A 16,992-nucleotide genomic window follows, 5' to 3' on the forward strand; every position below is an offset into this window, starting at 1 on the left:
TCACGCGCAAAGCATAGCCACTGATTGCGGATATGCCCGTTAGACGCCGCCCTGCGACGGCACCTGGCCACGCATCGCGGCCTCGATGAATGGCGCCTTGCCGGCCAGGTACTCGCCGATACCGTCACGATTGGTCGCTTCAAGCTCAAGCTTCAACGCCTGGTAGCGCTGGCGAAGGTCGTCATCGCTGCGCAGCAGGTCGCGAAAGCGCAGCATCCAGGCAATCTGTGGGTGGCCCTGGGCACACACGTGCACCTTGTGGGTACGGATACCGTCGACATCACGACGGTAGAAGTGGTGGCCCGGCGACAGGTCGGAGCCGCGCACGTACCCCAGAGCCTGCATGTGGGCGTGGCGTGCTGCGGTTTCCCGATGCGCCTGAACCACCACCAGCGCGTCGATCTCCGGCTTGGCGGCAAGGCCGGGTACGCCCGTGCTGCCCACATGATGGATGTCGATCAGTTCACTGCCAAAACCCTGGGCGATGCCTGCCCTGGCGGCCAGGTAGCGCTCGGGCCATTGGTTGTCGTAGGGGCGGATCTGACTGGTCAGCTTCATTGCGGTGTTTCCCTGGGAGTCATATTGGCCAGTCGCTTACCCGTGCGTTCCAGCGCTCACGGTGGCGTTCGCGCCAGCCGCGGCTGCCGGAATCGAGCCAGGCGAGGGTGGCCTGCACACTGTCCTGGCTGATGATGAAGCTGTCGATATGGTTGACGATGGTCTCTTCGGCCACATGCAGCAGGGCCAGGTAGTCGTTGAAGCTTTCGGCCAGCACCACGTATTCGTCGCCTTGCTGGCGGCGGCCGGTCCAGGCGGGCAGGGCGGCGACCATCGCGGCCACCTGCTGGCGCCCCTCGCGCAGGTCCAGCAGCAACAGGCTGGCGCCGCCGTCACGCCCGATCGGCAGCAGGCCGTGGGCAGGGTAGCCAGGGCGCTGGCGTGCGCGTTCCAGCTCGTAGGGGTTCGACTCCCATTCGCCGTCCAGGTCCAGCCCGTACAGCGAGAAGCTCATCAACTCGCGTTCGCCGCTGGCCAGGGTGACCGCCACGTCGTACTCGAGGTAGGCGCCGTTGCAGGTCGTGAGAAATTCACGGTAGTCAGCCGGCAGGGGCGCGCCAAGGCTGGCCTCCAGCTGTGCAAGCGCAGCGTCGCTGGCGCCTTGCCGGGTGTCTTCGAGCATCAGCCCGCGGTAATCGGTCATCAAGGTGGCTCGCTGTACAGGGGCGGCAGATGATGCCGCGCATGGGCGCCGCAGGCAAACGGCGCGGGTGGGGCCGCACCGTTTGCGGCATTACGCGGCCGGGGTGCCTTGATGAAAGGTCATCTGCCAATGGCCATCGAGCCTGCGCCATACCGAACTGCGCAGCGACGCGGTGTCGCTGTGGCAGGTATAGGTCACCAGCGCAACGTCCGGCGCCAGGGGGCGTACCTGAAAATCGCTGATCGTGCGCACCCTGAATGCCTGGACGGGCAGGCTGGAGAGCACATCCGCCTTGTGCCAGGCCTTGCCGCTGGCGCCAATCTCCATGAAGTCATCGGCCAGCAGCGTCGACAGCAAGGCCGTGTTGCTGCGTACGTCCTGCTGCAGCAGGCGTTGCTCCAGGTAGTGCAGGGTGGCTTCCAGCTCGCCAGCGGGTTGCGTTGCGGGGCTGGCGTCGCCGCGGCGCTTGCGCCATTCATCCTGCGTCAGCTCCCAGGTTTCCTGGGGCATCGGCCCACTGACGAAATTGCCGGGCTGCACGTGCAGCAGGTGCATGCCCTCGCGCAGCGATATGCGCCGTGACGCCAGGTTGCTCACGGCCTTGGGCACCTGCAGGGTCGGGCGATTCAAGGTGTCGAACCAGAAGCGGTTGATCACCTCGCACACCTCGCGCATGTAGCCCTTGCCTTGCCACTGCGGCGCCAGCCAGAAACCGCGGTGGTTGCCGGGGGTATCGTGCAGCGACACGCTGCCGATGCACTGCAGCGGGTTCTGCACCAGGCGGATCATCCAGTGCCATTCCTCGCCACGCGCCATGGCGGGCAGCGCCAGGTCGCGCACATACGTCAGTGCGCCGTCGTCCGGGTACGGCCAAGGCACGCGGCTGTCGAGATAACGCACCACCTCCCACTGCGGGAACAGTTGCTGGATCGCCGCAGCGTCGCTCAATTGCAGGGGCGTGAGCTGCAGGCGCGCGGTGGTGAAGGTAGGGATGCGGTTCATCTTGGCCTCGAAGCGGTAATGCATGGGGTGGGCGAGGGTGGGCAAGGTGTCGGCACCGAGGGTAAACCAAACCCATGCGCCAAGGCGATTGGATCGCGCAGGCCGGCACGCTGTAGCATGTGCGCCACGTTGGGCGCGACGCGCAAGGGGCGCGCCCTCACCACGCAATGACCATGGGGTGCGCATGAGCGACAACCAACCCTGCCGCGCCTGCGGCAACGTGATCCTGGCAAGCACCGCAGCGCGCACCGGCGGGTTGTGCATGCCCTGCAAGGGCGGCTACCGGGAGAACATCGAGAACGGCAAGCGCTACGCCCAGGAGCGCAAGCAGTACCTGGCCAGCCCGCAGGCGCTGTACTGGTCTGCGCTGGTCGATCGGGTGTTCCGCACGCCCCAGGGCTTTGCCGGGCTGGCACTGGCCGAGCAGCACTATTACGCGGTCAACGTGCTGCAGGGCGAGGTGTACAACGGCGGTTTCGACCAGTACTTCGGCAACTCCTCGGGCGATCACTATGCCAGCGCGTGCGCGGGGCTGCGTGAACTCGGCGCGTTGCAGACCCTCACGCTGCTGGAGGAGGCCAAGGGCCTGTTGTTCGGCGCCCAGGCAGTGCCTGCCGAGCAGGGCGAGCGTCAGTTGCGTATGCCCACCTATGCCGATGAGCCCGACCTGGCCTGCGAGGCCGCGCTGGATGCACTGGATACTCGCTTCTACCTCGACCCCGACCAGCTGGAGGAGCGCCTGGTGGCGTATGCGCGGCAACAGCAGCTGTTTGCCGCCGATTAGGTTTCGGGGTCCTGTTCTGCCAGGGGCGCGCGGTGTCAGTCGTTGCGGGCCTGCACGGTATCCAGTACCAGCTCCATGCCCTGGGACATCAGCGCGCTGCCCGCGCGCAGCGGTTCGGGTGGCCCAATCGGCTTGAAGCCCAGCGCGGTGTACAGGTGCATGGCAGGGCTGTCCTGAATCGTGACCCCCAGCCGTACCCGCTGCATGTCGTGGCGGCGGGCCCAGTCCAGCGCTGCCTGCAGCAGTGCCCGTCCGGCGCCGCGCCCGCGGCGGGTCGGGTCGACCCACATCTGGAATATCTCGGCAACGCCAGGCCCTGCACCGGCCAGCTTGCACCACACCAGCCCACAGGGCGCTTCGCCCTCCAGCGCAACAAACGCACGGCCCTGGCCGGAGCTTGCCGCCGCCTGCAAGCGCGCCGACCAGTCTTCATCGGTGCGCGTGGCCTCCGAGCCGTAGGTGCTGCCGAACGCATCCGGCGAGTCCTGCAGTGACTGCAGGCGCAGGTCGCGGTACAGCGGCCAGTGCGAGGGTTCGAGTGCTGTTGTGGCGATCATGCTGCTGTTCACCTTGTCCATTGGTACTGCCTCAAGGCGTGTGCAGGGGGTCGCCAGCGGCTGCGGTGCGGTCCACCACGCGAATACTGTCACGTCCACCGCGCTTGGAGGCGTAGAGCGCGCTGTCGCTTTGTTCGATCAGGGCCGTGAGGCTGCCCGGCGGCTGGTCGAACAGGTTGGCGCCGATGCTCAGGGTCACTGGCGCAGGCGTGGGGAACAGCTGCGCGGCGGCCTGCCGGAACTGCTCGCGCAAGGCACCGCCCAGCGCCAGGATACGTTCGGTGGGGGCGTTGTTGAGCAGAATCACGAACTCATCGCCACCCAGTCGCGCCGCCAGGGCGCCGGTGGGCAGCACCGCGCGGATCATCTCGCTCAGGTCGACCAGCAGGCGGTCACCGGCGCTATGCCCGAACAGGTCGTTGACCAGCTTGAAGTTGTCGATATCAATCAGTAGCAACGCTCCGGGCCGCGTGGCCGACACGTCTTCGAGCAGGCGCGGCGCACGGACTTCCAGGGCGCGGCGGTTGTACAGGGCCGTCAGCGGGTCGCGGGCGGCCAGGCGGGCGATGCGTTTTTCTCGCCGGTAGCGCTCGGTGCCGGTCATCGACAGCGCAATCAGCATGATTGCCATGGCGCCTTCCACCAGCGAGATCTGGATGATCTGGCCGCGGAACGCCGCCAGGTCGATCAGCGTGCCGGGCACCACCGCCGTGATCGCCTTGGCCACGTAGAACAGGCCGTGCATCAGCAGCACGTAGCGCAGTTGCACCGCCCCCACGCTCAGCGACTTGCCATGCGGGCGCAGCAGTGCACTGGCCTTGAGCGCCAGCAGCGCCACCAGCAGCGAGTTGACCAGCAGCATCAGCTTGGACCATTGCGGCTCCTCGGGTACCACCAGCAGCGCGAGCCATACCACGAAGACCAGGTACCAGCCCCGCGACAGCTGGGTTTGCGTGAAACGCCCGACACCCAGCAGGAACAGCCAGTGCGCCGTCACCAGCAGGCCATTGGCGAACCAGATACCGATCAGCAGCAGGCCGCTGCTGCGCAGCAGCGCGAGGGTACAGCCCACGGTGATGGTGGCGAACCCGGCGCTCCAGAACAGCAGCGAGGGTTCACGCACGCTGCGCCACTCGATCGCCAGGTACAGCGCGGCGGCCGCGGCGAGGGCGATCGTGATGGTGAGCATCGTGGGTGGGTCTAGCGCCATGGCGAGCGGGCCTGCATGAAGTGCACGGAAAGCGGCGATTGTAAGCGTTTGAATCGGTTTTTCGCAGTGCTTGCGCGAAGCGTTTCAGCCGGCTGTCGCAAACCTGGGCCAGCCTGTCGCGGGCAGTGCAAAAGACCCTATCGACCCTGTGGCCAATGGTCCTCGATTACGTACCACGGCGCCTTCGAAGCCACCTCCACATGGCGCTGCCTGTCGAACGTCAGGGGTGAGTCCAGGGTGCCCAGCGCAACCGAGATCCAGTCGGCATGGTCCCCCTGTGAGCGCGACCAGAACAGCGATGAACCGCAGTCGCCACAGAACTGGCGCGCCACCGACTCGGACGATGCGTACGACTTGAGCCGCTCGCCTCCCTGCAGCAGTTGCAGGTCGTCGCGCCTGACGCTGGCGTAGCTGGCGAACGCCGCCCCGTGGCCCTTGCGGCACTGGCTGCAATGGCAGTGCGAAACCGCCTTGAGGGGCGCGCTGAGCTGATAACGGATGGCGCCGCACAGGCAGCTGCCCTGGTACTGGTGTGTCATGGAAGGTCCAACCCGGTTGCTCGCAATACAGGGCCGACAGTCTAAGCTGATCCCTTGCCCGTCATGCAACACACCCTTTTGCCACCCTGCACCGAGGCCCCGCCCTATGCCGTTGTTTCGCCCTCCCTGCGCCAGCGCCCTGGCGCTCTGCCTGTCCTTCGCCTGTACCGGCGCCATCGCTTCCCCCGCCCAGGACCTGCTGGAAAAAGCCAAGGCCGAGCAGTCGAGCTACCTGGATACCCTCAAAACCCTGGTATCGGTGGACACCGGTACCGGCACCCAGCAAGGCCTCACCGACATCGGCGCATTGCTGGTCAAGCGCCTGGAGGCCCTGGGCGCCACGGTGCAGACCAGCGCCGCCACGCCCTCGGTGGGCAACAACATCGTCGGCACCTTCAAGGGCAGCGGCAGCAAGCGCTTCATGCTGATGGTGCATTACGACACCGTGTTCGGCCCCGGCACCGCCGCCAGGCGCCCGTTTCGCATCGAGGGCGAGCGTGCCTATGGCCCCGGGGTGGCCGACGCGAAGGGCGGGGTGGCGATGATCCTGCATGCGATCAAGCTGCTGCAGGATGTGCGCTTCAACGACTACGCCACCCTGACCGTGCTGTTCAACCCCGATGAAGAAATGGGCTCGCTCGGCTCCCGGCAGATCATTGCCGAGCTTGCGCGCAAGCATGACTACGTCTTCTCCTACGAGCCCCCGAACAAGGACGCGGTGACGGTGGCCACCAACGGCATCAACCAGCTGCTGCTGGAAGTGCGCGGTCGCTCGGCACACGCCGGCTCCGCCCCTGAAGACGGGCGCAACGCCTTGACCGAGCTGGCGCACCAGGTGGTGCAGCTCAAGGACCTGGGCGACCCGGCCAAAGGCACCACGGTCAACTGGACCCTGGCCAAGGCCGGCGAGAAAGCCAACATCATCCCGGCGCTGGCCACCGCCGAAGCCGACATGCGCTATGCCGACCTGTCCGAAAGCGACCGCGTGCTGGCCGACGCGCAACGTATCAGCCAGGCCCGGCTCATCGCCGACACGCAGGTCACGCTGACCCTGCGCAAGGGGCGCCCGCCGCTGGCCAGAAATGAAGGCTCCGCCGCCCTGGCCAGCACTGCCCAGCAGCTGTATGGCCAGATCGATCGCAGCCTGGAACCCATCGCCATGCGTTTTGGCACCGACGCCGGCTATGCCTATGTGCCCGGCAGCGCCACGCCGGCGGTGCTCGAAACCATGGGCGTGGTCGGGGCCGGGTTGCACGCCGACGATGAATACATCGAACTGTCCAGCATCGCGCCGCGCCTGTACCTGACGGTGGCGATGATCCGGCACCTCTCGCAGTAGGCTGCACCGCGCCCTCCCGGCACCCGGGAGGGCGGGCGGCTTCAGCTGTGGTTGATGTCGCGGTCCTTGGTCTCGGGCAGGAAGAAGGTACCCAGGATGGCGGTCATCACCGCGATCACGATCGGGTACCACAGCCCGTAGTAGATATCCCCCGTGGCCGCGACCATGGCGAACGCCACCGTGGGCAGGAAGCCGCCGAACCAGCCGTTGCCGATATGGTAGGGCAGCGACATCGAGGTGTAGCGGATACGCGCCGGGAACAGCTCCACCAGCCACGCGGCGATCGGCCCGTAGACCATGGTCACGTAGATCACCAGGATGGTCAGCAGCAACAGCACCATGGGGTAGTTGGTCTTGTTCGGGTCGGCCTTTTCCGGGTAGCCGGCGTCCTTCAGGGCCGCGCCCAGGGTGGCGGCGAAAGCATCGTTCTGCGTCTTGAAGTCGGCGGCCGGCAGGCGGCTGCCGTCGAAGCTGGGCACCACCGTGCTGCCGATGCGCACCTGCGCCACGCTGCCGGGCTCGGCCTTTTCGTTCACGTAGGGGATCGCGCGCTTGGCCAGCACGCTCTTGGCCACGTCGCACGAACTGGTGAAGCGCGCCTTGCCCACCGGGTCGAACTGGAACGAACACTGCGCCGGGTCGGCGACCACCGTCACCGGGTTGCGTGCCTGGGCACTGAACACGTCGGGGTTGCCGTACTGGGTCAGCGCATGAAAGATCGGGAAGTAGGTCAGCGCCGCCAGGATGCAGCCGGCCATGATGATGCCCTTGCGCCCGATGCGGTCGGACAGGCTGCCGAAGATGACGAAGAACGGCGTGCCGATCAGCAGCGAACCGGCAATCAGCAGGTTGGCGGTCTGCGGGTCGATCTTGAGCGTCTGCAACAGAAAGAACAGCGCATAGAACTGCCCGGTGTACCACACCACCGCCTGGCCGGCGGTACCGCCGAGCAGCGACATGATCACCACCTTGAGGTTGTCCCAGCGGGCGAACGACTCGGTCAGCGGCGCCCTGGATGCCTTGCCTTCTGCCTTCATCCGGTTGAATACCGGCGACTCGCTCAGTTGCAGGCGGATGTACACCGACACGATCAGCAGCAGAATCGACAGCAGGAATGGTATGCGCCAGCCCCACGCCTCGAACGCCTCGGTGCCCAGCACGGTACGGCACGCCAGGATCACCAGCAGCGACAGGAACAGCCCCAGCGTGGCGGTGGTCTGGATCCACGAGGTGAAGAAGCCGCGCTTGCCGGGCGGTGCGTGCTCGGCCACGTAGGTGGCGGCGCCGCCGTATTCACCGCCCAGCGCCAGGCCTTGCAGCAGGCGCAGGGTGATCAGGATCACCGGGGCCGCCACGCCGATGCTCGAGTAGCTGGGCAACAGGCCCACCACCGCGGTGGACACGCCCATGATCACGATTGTGATGAGGAAGGTGTGCTTGCGCCCGATCATGTCGCCCAGGCGGCCGAACACGATGGCGCCGAACGGCCTTACCGCAAACCCGGCGGCGAAGGCGAGCAGGGCGAAGATGAAGGCAGTGGTTTCGTTGACCCCGGCAAAGAAGTGCTTGGCGATGATCGCCGCCAGGGAGCCATACAGATAGAAGTCGTACCACTCGAACACGGTGCCCAGGGACGAGGCAAAGATGACCTTGCGTTCCTCTTTGGTGATCCCGCGCCTGGGCGCACTGCCTGTGGAAGTGCTGTCGATTGTCGCCATGAGTTTTCTCCGGATTGTTGTTGTAGGCCGGAACACCCACTGCCACTTCACCCAAGCCCTGGGGCTGATGTCATCGGACTACGCAATGCGCACAGACACCTCGCAGCGCTGCCCGCTCGTTTGAAGCATAATCAGCTTCGCGCAGATATCCACTCGCCGACGGTTGGCCGGACGGCAGGAGGGGGCTGCAATAACCAGACGTGATGAGAAAGGGACACGCAATGCCGCAAAATGCTGACGACTCGTTCTACGACCGCGCCGACGCCCATATAGAGCTGTCCAACGAGCAGCTCGGGCAGGTCCAGGACCTGGGCAAGGTGAGTGCCTCGATGATGTTCGGCACCACCCGGTTCAATGCCTGGGTGAGTGCGCGCAACTTCAAGTCGGGGGAAGAAATGGCGCAGGCACGCGAGGCGATGCTCACGTACTTCTGCGACCAGTACCGGATGATGCTCGAAGACAACCTGGACGACCATATCAACAACTTTGCGACATACATGCAGGGTTCGGCCAAGTAACGCGTTGCCCGCTTCGCCGGCAACGCCGGCTCCTACAAGGAAGAACCGTTATGGCAGGTGAATACAATCTGGCGCTGGTGATTGCCGCGACGCTCAGCGCGCTGGCGGCCGTGCTGCACGTGGGTACGATCATCGCGGGGCCGTCCTGGTATCGCCTGTTCGGGGCGGGTGAGCGCTTCATCCGGGCGGCGGAGGCGGGCCGGACCTTTCCGGCGGTGGTCACGGCAGCGATTGCGCTGGTGCTGCTGAGCTGGGCGGCCTTTGCATTGTCGGGGGCGGGCGTGATCGCGCCGCTGCCGTTGCTGCTGCCGGCGTTGTGCGCGATCACGCTGGTGTACCTGCTGCGCGGTATCGCCGGGCCCTTCGTGCTGGCCAATACCGGGCGCAGCCAGTGCTTCATCGTGGTGAGCTCGCTGGTGTGCCTGGGGTTCGGGGTGGTGCACCTGGTGGGGCTGGTGCAGGTCTGGGGCCGCCTGGGCTGATCCGCGAATGGCCGGCGGGGGCGCCGGGCCGGTGCCGCCACCCGGTCGGCCTCAGGCCTGTGCAGCCACACTGGCCATGAACAACCCCAGTTTCTTCTGGAAGTCGGCCACCTGCTGGTTGCCGGTGTCTTCGTTGCAGCGCAGCTCCCATTTCAGGCGTGATACCTGGCGCTGCACCGCATCGCACTCGGTATCCAGTTGCACCAGCCGGTTCAACTGTTCGCTGCGTTGCCCGGCCTGCTGGCTCAGCTCCACGAACCGCCAGGATTTGCCCGGCTGGATGTGGGTCTTGCGATAGCTGACCTGCAACGTGGGGCGTTCATCGTGCAGGTTGAGGTTGAGGTAGAACTTGATCTGCTTTTTCAGCACGCTCTGCAGGTTGAGATCGTCCACCACCTCGCGACGACCGCTCAGGTAGTCCTCGATGAACGGCAGGTTGTCGCGGTTCTGCTCACTGAAGGTCGCCGGTTCGATCAGTGCCGGGGTCAGGTTGACGGCAATCTTCTCGAACTCCAGAAAGTAGGTGTGGATGTCGTCGAGCAGCGCCTTGCGCTCGTCGTGAAGCCGCTGCAGGTGCTGTTCGCTGTCGTGCAGTGCCTGGGCCAGCGCCGGCGATGTCTTGTCCGGGCTGTGCTTGCCCTGCAACGAGCGGAAGGCATAGCGGGCGAGGAAGTCGGACAGTGCCTCTTCCCCTCGGGCCGCCAGTGCCACTGCCTGGGCCTGCAGGTCGGCGGCCGCGCCCTCGAGGTCGCAATTGCGGAGCTTGGTCAACAAGGTGGTGAGTGTCGCTTGATCCATATGCAGCCCTCCCTTTGGCTGCCTCGCACAGTACTGCACCTGAGCGCCGGCCTGCCAGTGTCGGTGAAGCAGGTTGTTTCGGCAGCAATCATAAAAATCCACCGCAAGCTAATGAGAAGTATTACCATGCACGACTCCCGTCAGCCTGCGTCCCGGAACCCTGCCGATGCATCCACTTTCCAGCACCCACCATGCGGTGGGCGAACTCTACGTTCAACACCACAGCTGGTTGACGCAGATGCTGCGCCGCAAGCTGGGCAACCGGGAGCAGGCGCTGGACCTGGCGCAGGACACCTTCGTGCGCATCCTGCGCAGCGAGGCACCGCCGGTGTACCGCGAGCCGCGTGCCTACCTCACCACCGTGGCCAGCCGCCTGTGCATCCAGTACTTCCGGCGCCATGCGCTGGAGAAGGCCTACATGGAGTCGCTGGCCCATCTTGAACCAGCGCTGGTGCCGTCCCCGGAAACTCGCCTGCTGGTGCTCGAGGCGCTGGACGCGGTGGGCCAGGTGCTCGATGGGCTGGGCAGCAAGGTGCGCGAGATCTTCCTGCTGTCACAGCTTGACGGCCTGACCTACGCGCAGATCGCCGAACACCAGGGCCTGACGGTGAACGTGGTGCAAAAGGCCATGCTCAAGGCCTACCGACACTGCTATGCGGCGGTCTACGGCGCATGAGCCGCTTCGCCCGGATCGACAACCAGCCGCTGGACCCCGGCGTGGTAGAGCAGGCCATGCTGTGGATGGTCACCCTGCAGTCGGGTGTCAGCAGCCTGGCCGAGCAGCAGGCCTGCCAGCACTGGCGCAATGAAAACCCCCAGCATGAACTGGCCTGGCAGCGTCTTGCCGGGCTCACCCATGACCTGCGCCAGGGCACCAGGACGTTACCGGCCGCCGGCGCGCGCGGATTGCTGCAGGCACGTGGCACTGCGTCGCGGCGCAATGTGCTCAAGGGCTTCGCCGGGCTGGGGGTGGTACTGGCGGCTGGCCTTAGCGTGCGTGAGCGGGTGCTGCTGCCGGAACTGTTCAGTGACTACCGCACCACCACCGGCGAGCGTCATCACGTGGCGTTGTCTGGCGAGGTGGAGCTGACCCTGGATACCCGCACCGGCGTGGATGCTCACGCAGACGTGCTGGCGCTCAACCTGGGGCGGATCATGCTCACCCTGGGGCAAGGTGCTTCGCTGGCGGTGCGCACCGCCAATGGCTGGGTACGCCCCGAGCCCGCCTCGCGGCTGGTGGTCAGCCAGGGCCTGCCCGGGGTGTCGGGTACCCAGGTGCAGGTGCTGGCAGGCAGTGCCTCGATCGCCTGGGCCGGCAGCACCCGCATGACCTTGAGCGCCGGCCAGCAGGTGGCGTTCGGGCAGCAGGTCGGCAGTGTCGAACCCCTCGACGCGGGCGCCCAGGCCTGGGTTGACGGCCTGCTGATTGCCGAGCGCATGCCACTGGGCCAGGTGTTGGCCCAGCTCGACCGCTACCGGCGCGGCGTACTGCGCTGCGATCCGGCGGTGGCGGCCTTGCAGGTGTCGGGTTCGTTCTCCCTCGATCGGCCCGATGCCAGCCTCGACCTGCTGGCCAGTGTGTTGCCGATACGGGTACAGCGTGTGTTCGGCTACTGGGCAAACGTGGTCGTGGCCTGAGAACGATTATTTTTAACAGCGGCGGCAGTTTTTTCCATCTCATGCATCAAGACCAGGGAAGACGCTGAAAAACAGCGCATCGCCAACACCCTCAACCCATGGAATTGTTTATGCACAGCCGCCTCACTCCGCTTGCCGGTGCCTTGCGCACGGCCATCCTCGGGCTTTCCCTCGTGTGCGCCAGCCAGGGCGTACTGGCCGGCGCCGATGCCCACGCCACCCACGCCTTCCATATCGACGCCGGCAACCTCGATCGCGTGCTCGGCGCATTCGGCCAGCAGGCCGGGGTGATGATCGCGGTCGACTCGGCCCTGACCCAAGGCATCCACAGCAGCGGCCTGGACGGCAGCTACGCCATCGCCGAGGGCCTGGAGCGGCTGCTCGCACCCAAGGGCCTGCAGGCGATGCCCGAAGGCGAGGGCTACCGGGTAATGCCAAGGCTGGCCACCGGCAGTGCGCAGCTGGAGCTGCAGGCCACCGAAGTCAGCGCCAACCAGCTGGGCACCATCACCGAAGGCACCGGCTCCTACACGCCGGGCACCATCGCCACCGCCACGCGCATGGTGCTGACCCCGCGGGAAACCCCGCAGTCGATCTCTGTGGTCACGCGCCAGGCCATGGACGATTTCGGCCTGAACGCCATCGACGATGTGATGCGCCACACCCCCGGCATCACCGTGTCGACCTACGACAGTGAACGTACCAACTACTATTCGCGCGGCTTCTCCATCGTCAACTTCCAGTACGACGGCATCCCGACCCTGCGTGACGCGCAGTACTCGGCCGGGCAGACCCTTACCGACATGGCGATCTATGACCGGGTCGAGGTGCTCAAGGGCGCCACCGGCCTGCTCACCGGCGCGGGCGGCCCCGGTGGCACGATCAACCTGATCCGCAAGAAGCCGACGGCCGACTTCAGGGGGCATGTGGACCTGGGCGCCGGCTCCTGGGACAACTACCGCTCGGAGATCGACCTCAGCGGCCCGCTGACCGACAGTGGCAACGTGCGGGGCCGGGCGGTGGCCGCCTATCAGGACAAGCACTCGTTCATGGACCATTACGAGCGCAAGACCAGCGTGTACTACGGCATCCTGGAAGTGGACCTGGACGAAGACACCCTGCTGACCCTGGGCGCCGACTACCAGGACAGCGACCCCAGGGGCTCGGGCTGGTCGGGCAGCCGTCCGGTGTACGACTCCCAGGGCAACCCCATCAGCCTGCCGCGTTCGTTCAACAATGGCGCCAAGTGGAGCAGTTGGGAGCAGTACTCGCGCACGCTGTTCGCCACCCTGGAGCATCGCCTGGCCAATGACTGGGTCATCAAGGGTCAGTACAACCACCAGATCAATGGTTATGACGCGCCACTGGGCTCGGTGTCGCCCGACACCCCGACCGTGTCGTCGATCTATTCGCGCAAGTACACCGGCGAAACCACCAGCGACAGCGGCGACCTCTACGCCACCGGGCCGTTCAGCCTGTTCGGGCGCGAACACCAACTGGTGGTGGGTGGCTCGGTGTCCAGCTCGCACTGGAAGGGCGACAACTACAACAACGTCACCTACTTCGACAACGAATACGATCTGGAGAGCTGGCACGGTCAGGCCATCGAGCCGGACTGGGGCTCGGTGACAAAGCGCAACGACGAAACCACCCGGCAAAGTGGCGGCTACCTGACTGCGCGCTTCAGTGTCACCGATGACCTTTCGCTGCTGCTGGGCAGCCGCCTGGCAAACTTTCAGGTCACCGGCACCAGCGACAGCCAGGAGAGCGGACGGCTGGTGCCCTATGCCGGGGTGGTGTACGACCTCAACAGCAACTTCTCTGCGTATGCCAGCTACACCGATATCTTCCTGCCGCAGACGGCCTACCGTGACAGCCGCAACAGGATGCTCGAGCCCAACGAGGGCCAGAACTACGAGGTGGGCATCAAGGGTGAGTTCTACGACGGTCGCCTGAACACCAGCCTGGCCTACTTCGAAGTGCACGAAGATAACCGCCCGCAGGCCGACACGTTCTACAACGCCAGGCCAACCAACCCCGACATCGACTACGCCTACATGGGCATCAAGTCCAGAACCAAGGGCTACGAGGCAGAGGTGTCCGGGGAGCTGGCACCCGGCTGGCAGGTGCAGGCCGGCTACACGCACAAGGTCAGCCGCGACCAGGGCGGGGCCAAGGTAGCTACCTGGGAGCCCGAAGATCAGCTCAACCTCTACACCACCTACAAACTTGGCGGGCGCCTCGACAAGCTCACCGTGGGCGGTGGGGCACGCTGGCAGGGCAAGGGCTGGCAGGTCCTCAACAACTACGCCAAGGGCACCAATGACACCTTCACCCAGACCCCGTACTGGCTGGTCGACCTGATGGCGCGCTACCAGTTCACCGAGCACCTGTCGGCGTCGGTCAACGTCTACAACCTGTTCGACAAGTACTACTACACCAACATCGGCTTCTATAACTCCTCGTACTACGGTGACCCGCGCAACGTGATGTTCAGCACTCGCTGGGACTTCTGACGTCCAGGCCCGCTCCCGTGTGGGGGCGGGTTCGACCTGCGATGGGTGCACCCGAAAAATCCGCGTCGGGCAAAAATCACTTCCGAGCTTTCGATTCCCGTGCAGTGAAGGCACAATGCGTGTCCTTTTTTTGGCCGGCCTTGCCGGGGGCCTCGAAATGATCAAGACGCCGTACTACCTCATCGACAAAACCAAGCTGCTGCACAACATGCAGAAGATCGCCTATGTGCGCGAACAGTCCGGGGCCAAGGCCCTGCTGGCGCTCAAGTGCTTCGCCACCTGGTCGGTGTTCGACCTGATGCAGCAGTACATGGACGGCACCACCTCGTCCTCGCTCTACGAGCTCAAGCTCGGCCGCCAGAAGTTCGAAGGCGAGACCCACGCCTACAGCGTGGCCTGGGCCGACGATGAAATCGACGAGATGATCGAGAACTGCGACAAGATCATCTTCAACTCCATCGGCCAGCTGCAGCGCTATGCCCAGGCCACCGAAGGCAAGGTGCGCGGCCTGCGCGTCAACCCGCAGGTGAGCAGCTCGGACTACCTGCTGGCCGACCCGGCGCGCCCGTTCAGCCGCCTGGGCGAATGGGACCCGGTCAAGATCGATGCGGTCATGTCGCAGATCTCCGGCTTCATGTTCCACAACAACTGCGAGAACGGCGATTTCGGCCTGTTCGACCAGATGCTCAACACCATCGAAGAGCGCTTCGGCGAGCTGCTGCACAAGGTCGAGTGGGTGAGCCTGGGCGGCGGTATCCACTTCACCGGCGAAGACTATGCACTGGATGCATTCTGCGCGCGCCTGAAGGCGTTCTCGCAGAAGTACGGCGTGCAGGTGTACCTGGAGCCGGGCGAAGCGGCGATCACCCAGAGCGCTTCGCTGGAAGTGACCGTGCTCGACACCCTGTACAACGGCAAGCACCTGGCCGTGGTCGACAGCTCCATCGAGGCGCACATGCTCGACCTGCTGATCTATCGCCTCAACGCCAAGCTGGCGCCCAGCGAGGGTGAGCACACCTACATGGTATGCGGCAAATCCTGCCTGGCCGGGGACATCTTCGGCGAGTATCAATTCGATCGTCCGCTGGCCATCGGCGATCGGCTGTCGTTCATCGACGCGGCAGGCTACACCATGGTCAAGAAAAACTGGTTCAACGGTTTGAAGATGCCATCCATCGTAGTGAAACAACTTGACGGTACTGTCGAGGTGGTTCGCGAATTTGGTTTTGACGACTACCTGTCCAGCCTCTCGTAAGCTGGCGGAAAGGAGAGATAAAGAAATTGAAGAAAAACGTTCTTATCATTGGTGCAGGAGGTGTCGCCAAGGTGGTGGCCCACAAGTGCGCGCAGCACAACGACGAACTCGGTCGTATTGCCATCGCGTCACGCAACATCTCCAAATGCCAGGCCATCATCGACAGCGTCAAGGCCAAGGGTAGCCTGAAGGTACCCGCCGACATCACGGCCTTTTCGCTCAATGCACTGGATGTCGAGGCAACCAAGGCGCTGATCCGCGAAACCGAATCGCAGATCGTGATCAACGTCGGTTCCGCCTTCCTCAACATGTCGGTGCTGCGTGCCTGCATCGATACCGGCGTGGCCTACCTGGACACCGCCATTCACGAAGAACCGGGCAAGATCTGCGAGACGCCGCCCTGGTATGGCAACTACGAGTGGAAGCACCTCGAGGAATGCCAGCAGAAGAACATCACCGCCATTCTTGGCGTGGGCTTCGACCCGGGTGTGGTCAATGCCTATGCAGCACTGGCGCAACAACAGTATTTCGACCGCATTGATTCGATCGACATTCTCGACGTCAATGCCGGCTCCCATGGCAAGTATTTCGCCACCAATTTCGACCCGGAAATCAATTTCCGCGAATTCACCGGACAGGTGTGGAGCTGGCAGAACAGCCAGTGGACCAGCAACACCATGTTCGAAGTCAAGCGTACCGACGACCTGCCGGTGGTGGGTTCGCAGAACCTGTACCTGACCGGCCATGACGAAGTGCACTCGCTGTCCAAGAACCTCGACGTGCCGAACGTGCGTTTCTGGATGAGCTTCGGCGAGCACTACATCAATGTGTTCACCGTACTGAAGAACCTGGGCCTGCTGTCCGAGCAACCGGTGAAGACCGCCGAGGGCCTGGAAGTGGTGCCGCTCAAGGTGGTCAAGGCCGTGCTGCCGGATCCGTCTTCGCTGGCGCCGGGCTACACCGGCAAGACCTGCATTGGCGACCTGGTCAAGGGCACCAAGGACGGCCAGCCACGCGAAGTGTTCATCTACAACGTGGCTGATCACGAAGAGGCCTATGCCGAGACCGACAGCCAGGGCATCTCCTACACCGCGGGCGTGCCGCCGGTGGCGGCGGCCCTGCTGGTGGCCCGTGGCGAGTGGGACGTGCAGCGCATGGCCAACGTCGAGGAACTGCCGGCCGAGCCGTTCCTGAAGGCGCTGGACGTGATGGGCCTGCCGACCCGCATCAAGGACGAGAACGGCGATCGTCCCTGGAACTGATGGGTTCAGGCTGACAAAAAAAGGGGGGGCGCCGTGATGGCGTCCCCCTTTTTTGTCTGATAGTTCGTGGCGATCGGTCTTGCGAGCGCTGCGCGCTCGATCGCGGGTCAAGCCCGCTCCCACAGGAAATGTGCGCTGGGTTCGGTCCCAGTGATGTTCTCTGTGGGAGCGGG

General features: G+C 64.8%; 17 protein-coding genes and 1 pseudogene. 9 read left to right on the forward strand and 9 right to left on the reverse strand.

Features of this window, described 5'->3' with window-relative positions; translation table 11 throughout:
- Window positions 1-39: 39 nt before the first annotated feature.
- The 4 genes and pseudogenes from ACPRTJ_RS22650 to ACPRTJ_RS22665 all read right to left on the reverse strand — a co-directional run.
- Entirely contained in the window at window positions 40-558 is a 519-nt protein-coding gene (locus ACPRTJ_RS22650; RefSeq protein WP_426427328.1) for a GrpB family protein, read from the reverse strand.
- Window positions 559-577: 19 nt separating this feature from the next.
- Window positions 578-1,201: an SMI1/KNR4 family protein gene (locus tag ACPRTJ_RS22655; RefSeq protein WP_054914615.1), complete on the reverse strand. Its 624-nt coding sequence runs from the start codon at window positions 1,199-1,201 to the stop codon at window positions 578-580.
- A 90-nt stretch (window positions 1,202-1,291) separates the two neighbouring features.
- Entirely contained in the window at window positions 1,292-1,558 is a 267-nt protein-coding gene (locus ACPRTJ_RS22660; RefSeq protein WP_229589509.1) for a DUF4440 domain-containing protein, read from the reverse strand.
- Between the two features lie 102 nt (window positions 1,559-1,660).
- Window positions 1,661-2,203 (reverse strand): annotated as a pseudogene (locus tag ACPRTJ_RS22665) (GNAT family N-acetyltransferase); the annotation flags it as partial.
- A gap of 184 nt (window positions 2,204-2,387) precedes the next feature.
- Here ACPRTJ_RS22665 and ACPRTJ_RS22670 point away from each other — a divergent pair.
- The gene (locus ACPRTJ_RS22670) at window positions 2,388-2,987 is read left to right on the forward strand and encodes a DMP19 family protein (RefSeq protein WP_100632817.1); all 600 of its coding nucleotides are present in this window, start codon (window positions 2,388-2,390) and stop codon (window positions 2,985-2,987) included.
- Window positions 2,988-3,022: 35 nt separating this feature from the next.
- On the opposite strand, the gene ACPRTJ_RS22675 is transcribed toward ACPRTJ_RS22670, so the two are convergent.
- The 3 genes from ACPRTJ_RS22675 to ACPRTJ_RS22685 form a co-directional block, all read right to left on the reverse strand.
- Window positions 3,023-3,544: a GNAT family N-acetyltransferase gene (locus tag ACPRTJ_RS22675; RefSeq protein ID WP_100632871.1), complete on the reverse strand. Its 522-nt coding sequence runs from the start codon at window positions 3,542-3,544 to the stop codon at window positions 3,023-3,025.
- 31 nt (window positions 3,545-3,575) lie between these two features.
- Entirely contained in the window at window positions 3,576-4,754 is a 1,179-nt protein-coding gene (locus ACPRTJ_RS22680; RefSeq protein ID WP_177346322.1) for a GGDEF domain-containing protein, read from the reverse strand.
- Window positions 4,755-4,891: 137 nt separating this feature from the next.
- The gene (locus tag ACPRTJ_RS22685; RefSeq protein WP_253087135.1) at window positions 4,892-5,293 is read right to left on the reverse strand and encodes a GFA family protein; all 402 of its coding nucleotides are present in this window, start codon (window positions 5,291-5,293) and stop codon (window positions 4,892-4,894) included.
- Window positions 5,294-5,399: 106 nt separating this feature from the next.
- Here ACPRTJ_RS22685 and ACPRTJ_RS22690 point away from each other — a divergent pair, with 106 nt between their 5' ends.
- The gene (locus tag ACPRTJ_RS22690; protein ID WP_415377823.1) at window positions 5,400-6,632 is read left to right on the forward strand and encodes a M20/M25/M40 family metallo-hydrolase; all 1,233 of its coding nucleotides are present in this window, start codon (window positions 5,400-5,402) and stop codon (window positions 6,630-6,632) included.
- Window positions 6,633-6,673: 41 nt separating this feature from the next.
- Here ACPRTJ_RS22690 and ACPRTJ_RS22695 read toward each other — a convergent pair whose 3' ends face one another.
- Window positions 6,674-8,350 carry an MFS transporter gene (locus ACPRTJ_RS22695; protein WP_054914613.1) on the reverse strand — a complete coding sequence of 559 codons (1,677 nt, stop codon included), beginning with the start codon at window positions 8,348-8,350 and terminating at the stop codon, window positions 6,674-6,676.
- 221 nt (window positions 8,351-8,571) lie between these two features.
- Here ACPRTJ_RS22695 and ACPRTJ_RS22700 point away from each other — a divergent pair, with 221 nt between their 5' ends.
- Window positions 8,572-8,868: a DUF3144 domain-containing protein gene (locus tag ACPRTJ_RS22700; RefSeq protein WP_043861375.1), complete on the forward strand. Its 297-nt coding sequence runs from the start codon at window positions 8,572-8,574 to the stop codon at window positions 8,866-8,868.
- Between the two features lie 50 nt (window positions 8,869-8,918).
- Complete coding sequence (locus ACPRTJ_RS22705) at window positions 8,919-9,350, forward strand: hypothetical protein (protein WP_104572355.1); 432 nt, start codon at window positions 8,919-8,921, stop codon at window positions 9,348-9,350.
- Between the two features lie 51 nt (window positions 9,351-9,401).
- On the opposite strand, the gene ACPRTJ_RS22710 is transcribed toward ACPRTJ_RS22705, so the two are convergent.
- Window positions 9,402-10,148: a hypothetical protein gene (locus ACPRTJ_RS22710; RefSeq protein WP_058540110.1), complete on the reverse strand. Its 747-nt coding sequence runs from the start codon at window positions 10,146-10,148 to the stop codon at window positions 9,402-9,404.
- A 166-nt stretch (window positions 10,149-10,314) separates the two neighbouring features.
- Between ACPRTJ_RS22710 and ACPRTJ_RS22715 the strand changes: the two genes are divergently transcribed.
- The 5 genes from ACPRTJ_RS22715 (at window position 10,315) to ACPRTJ_RS22735 (ending at window position 16,819) form a co-directional block, all read left to right on the forward strand.
- Entirely contained in the window at window positions 10,315-10,824 is a 510-nt protein-coding gene (locus tag ACPRTJ_RS22715; RefSeq protein WP_043861372.1) for a sigma-70 family RNA polymerase sigma factor, read from the forward strand.
- The gene (locus tag ACPRTJ_RS22720; protein ID WP_043861371.1) at window positions 10,821-11,786 is read left to right on the forward strand and encodes a DUF4880 domain-containing protein; all 966 of its coding nucleotides are present in this window, start codon (window positions 10,821-10,823) and stop codon (window positions 11,784-11,786) included. Before ACPRTJ_RS22715 ends, ACPRTJ_RS22720 begins: the two co-directional genes overlap by 4 nt.
- Before the next feature lie 110 nt (window positions 11,787-11,896).
- Window positions 11,897-14,302 (forward strand): TonB-dependent siderophore receptor, encoded by a 2,406-nt coding sequence (locus ACPRTJ_RS22725; protein ID WP_058540112.1) that lies wholly within the window; start codon window positions 11,897-11,899, stop codon window positions 14,300-14,302.
- 157 nt (window positions 14,303-14,459) lie between these two features.
- The gene (gene nspC, locus ACPRTJ_RS22730) at window positions 14,460-15,557 is read left to right on the forward strand and encodes a carboxynorspermidine decarboxylase (RefSeq protein WP_043861418.1); all 1,098 of its coding nucleotides are present in this window, start codon (window positions 14,460-14,462) and stop codon (window positions 15,555-15,557) included.
- Window positions 15,558-15,583: 26 nt separating this feature from the next.
- Window positions 15,584-16,819, forward strand: coding sequence for a saccharopine dehydrogenase family protein (locus tag ACPRTJ_RS22735; RefSeq protein WP_043861369.1), 1,236 nt, complete (start codon window positions 15,584-15,586; stop codon window positions 16,817-16,819).
- The last annotated feature ends 173 nt before the right edge of the window (window positions 16,820-16,992 follow it).

Source organism: Pseudomonas palmensis (assembly GCF_049942755.1).
GTDB classification, from domain to species: Bacteria; Pseudomonadota; Gammaproteobacteria; order Pseudomonadales; family Pseudomonadaceae; genus Aquipseudomonas; species Aquipseudomonas palmensis.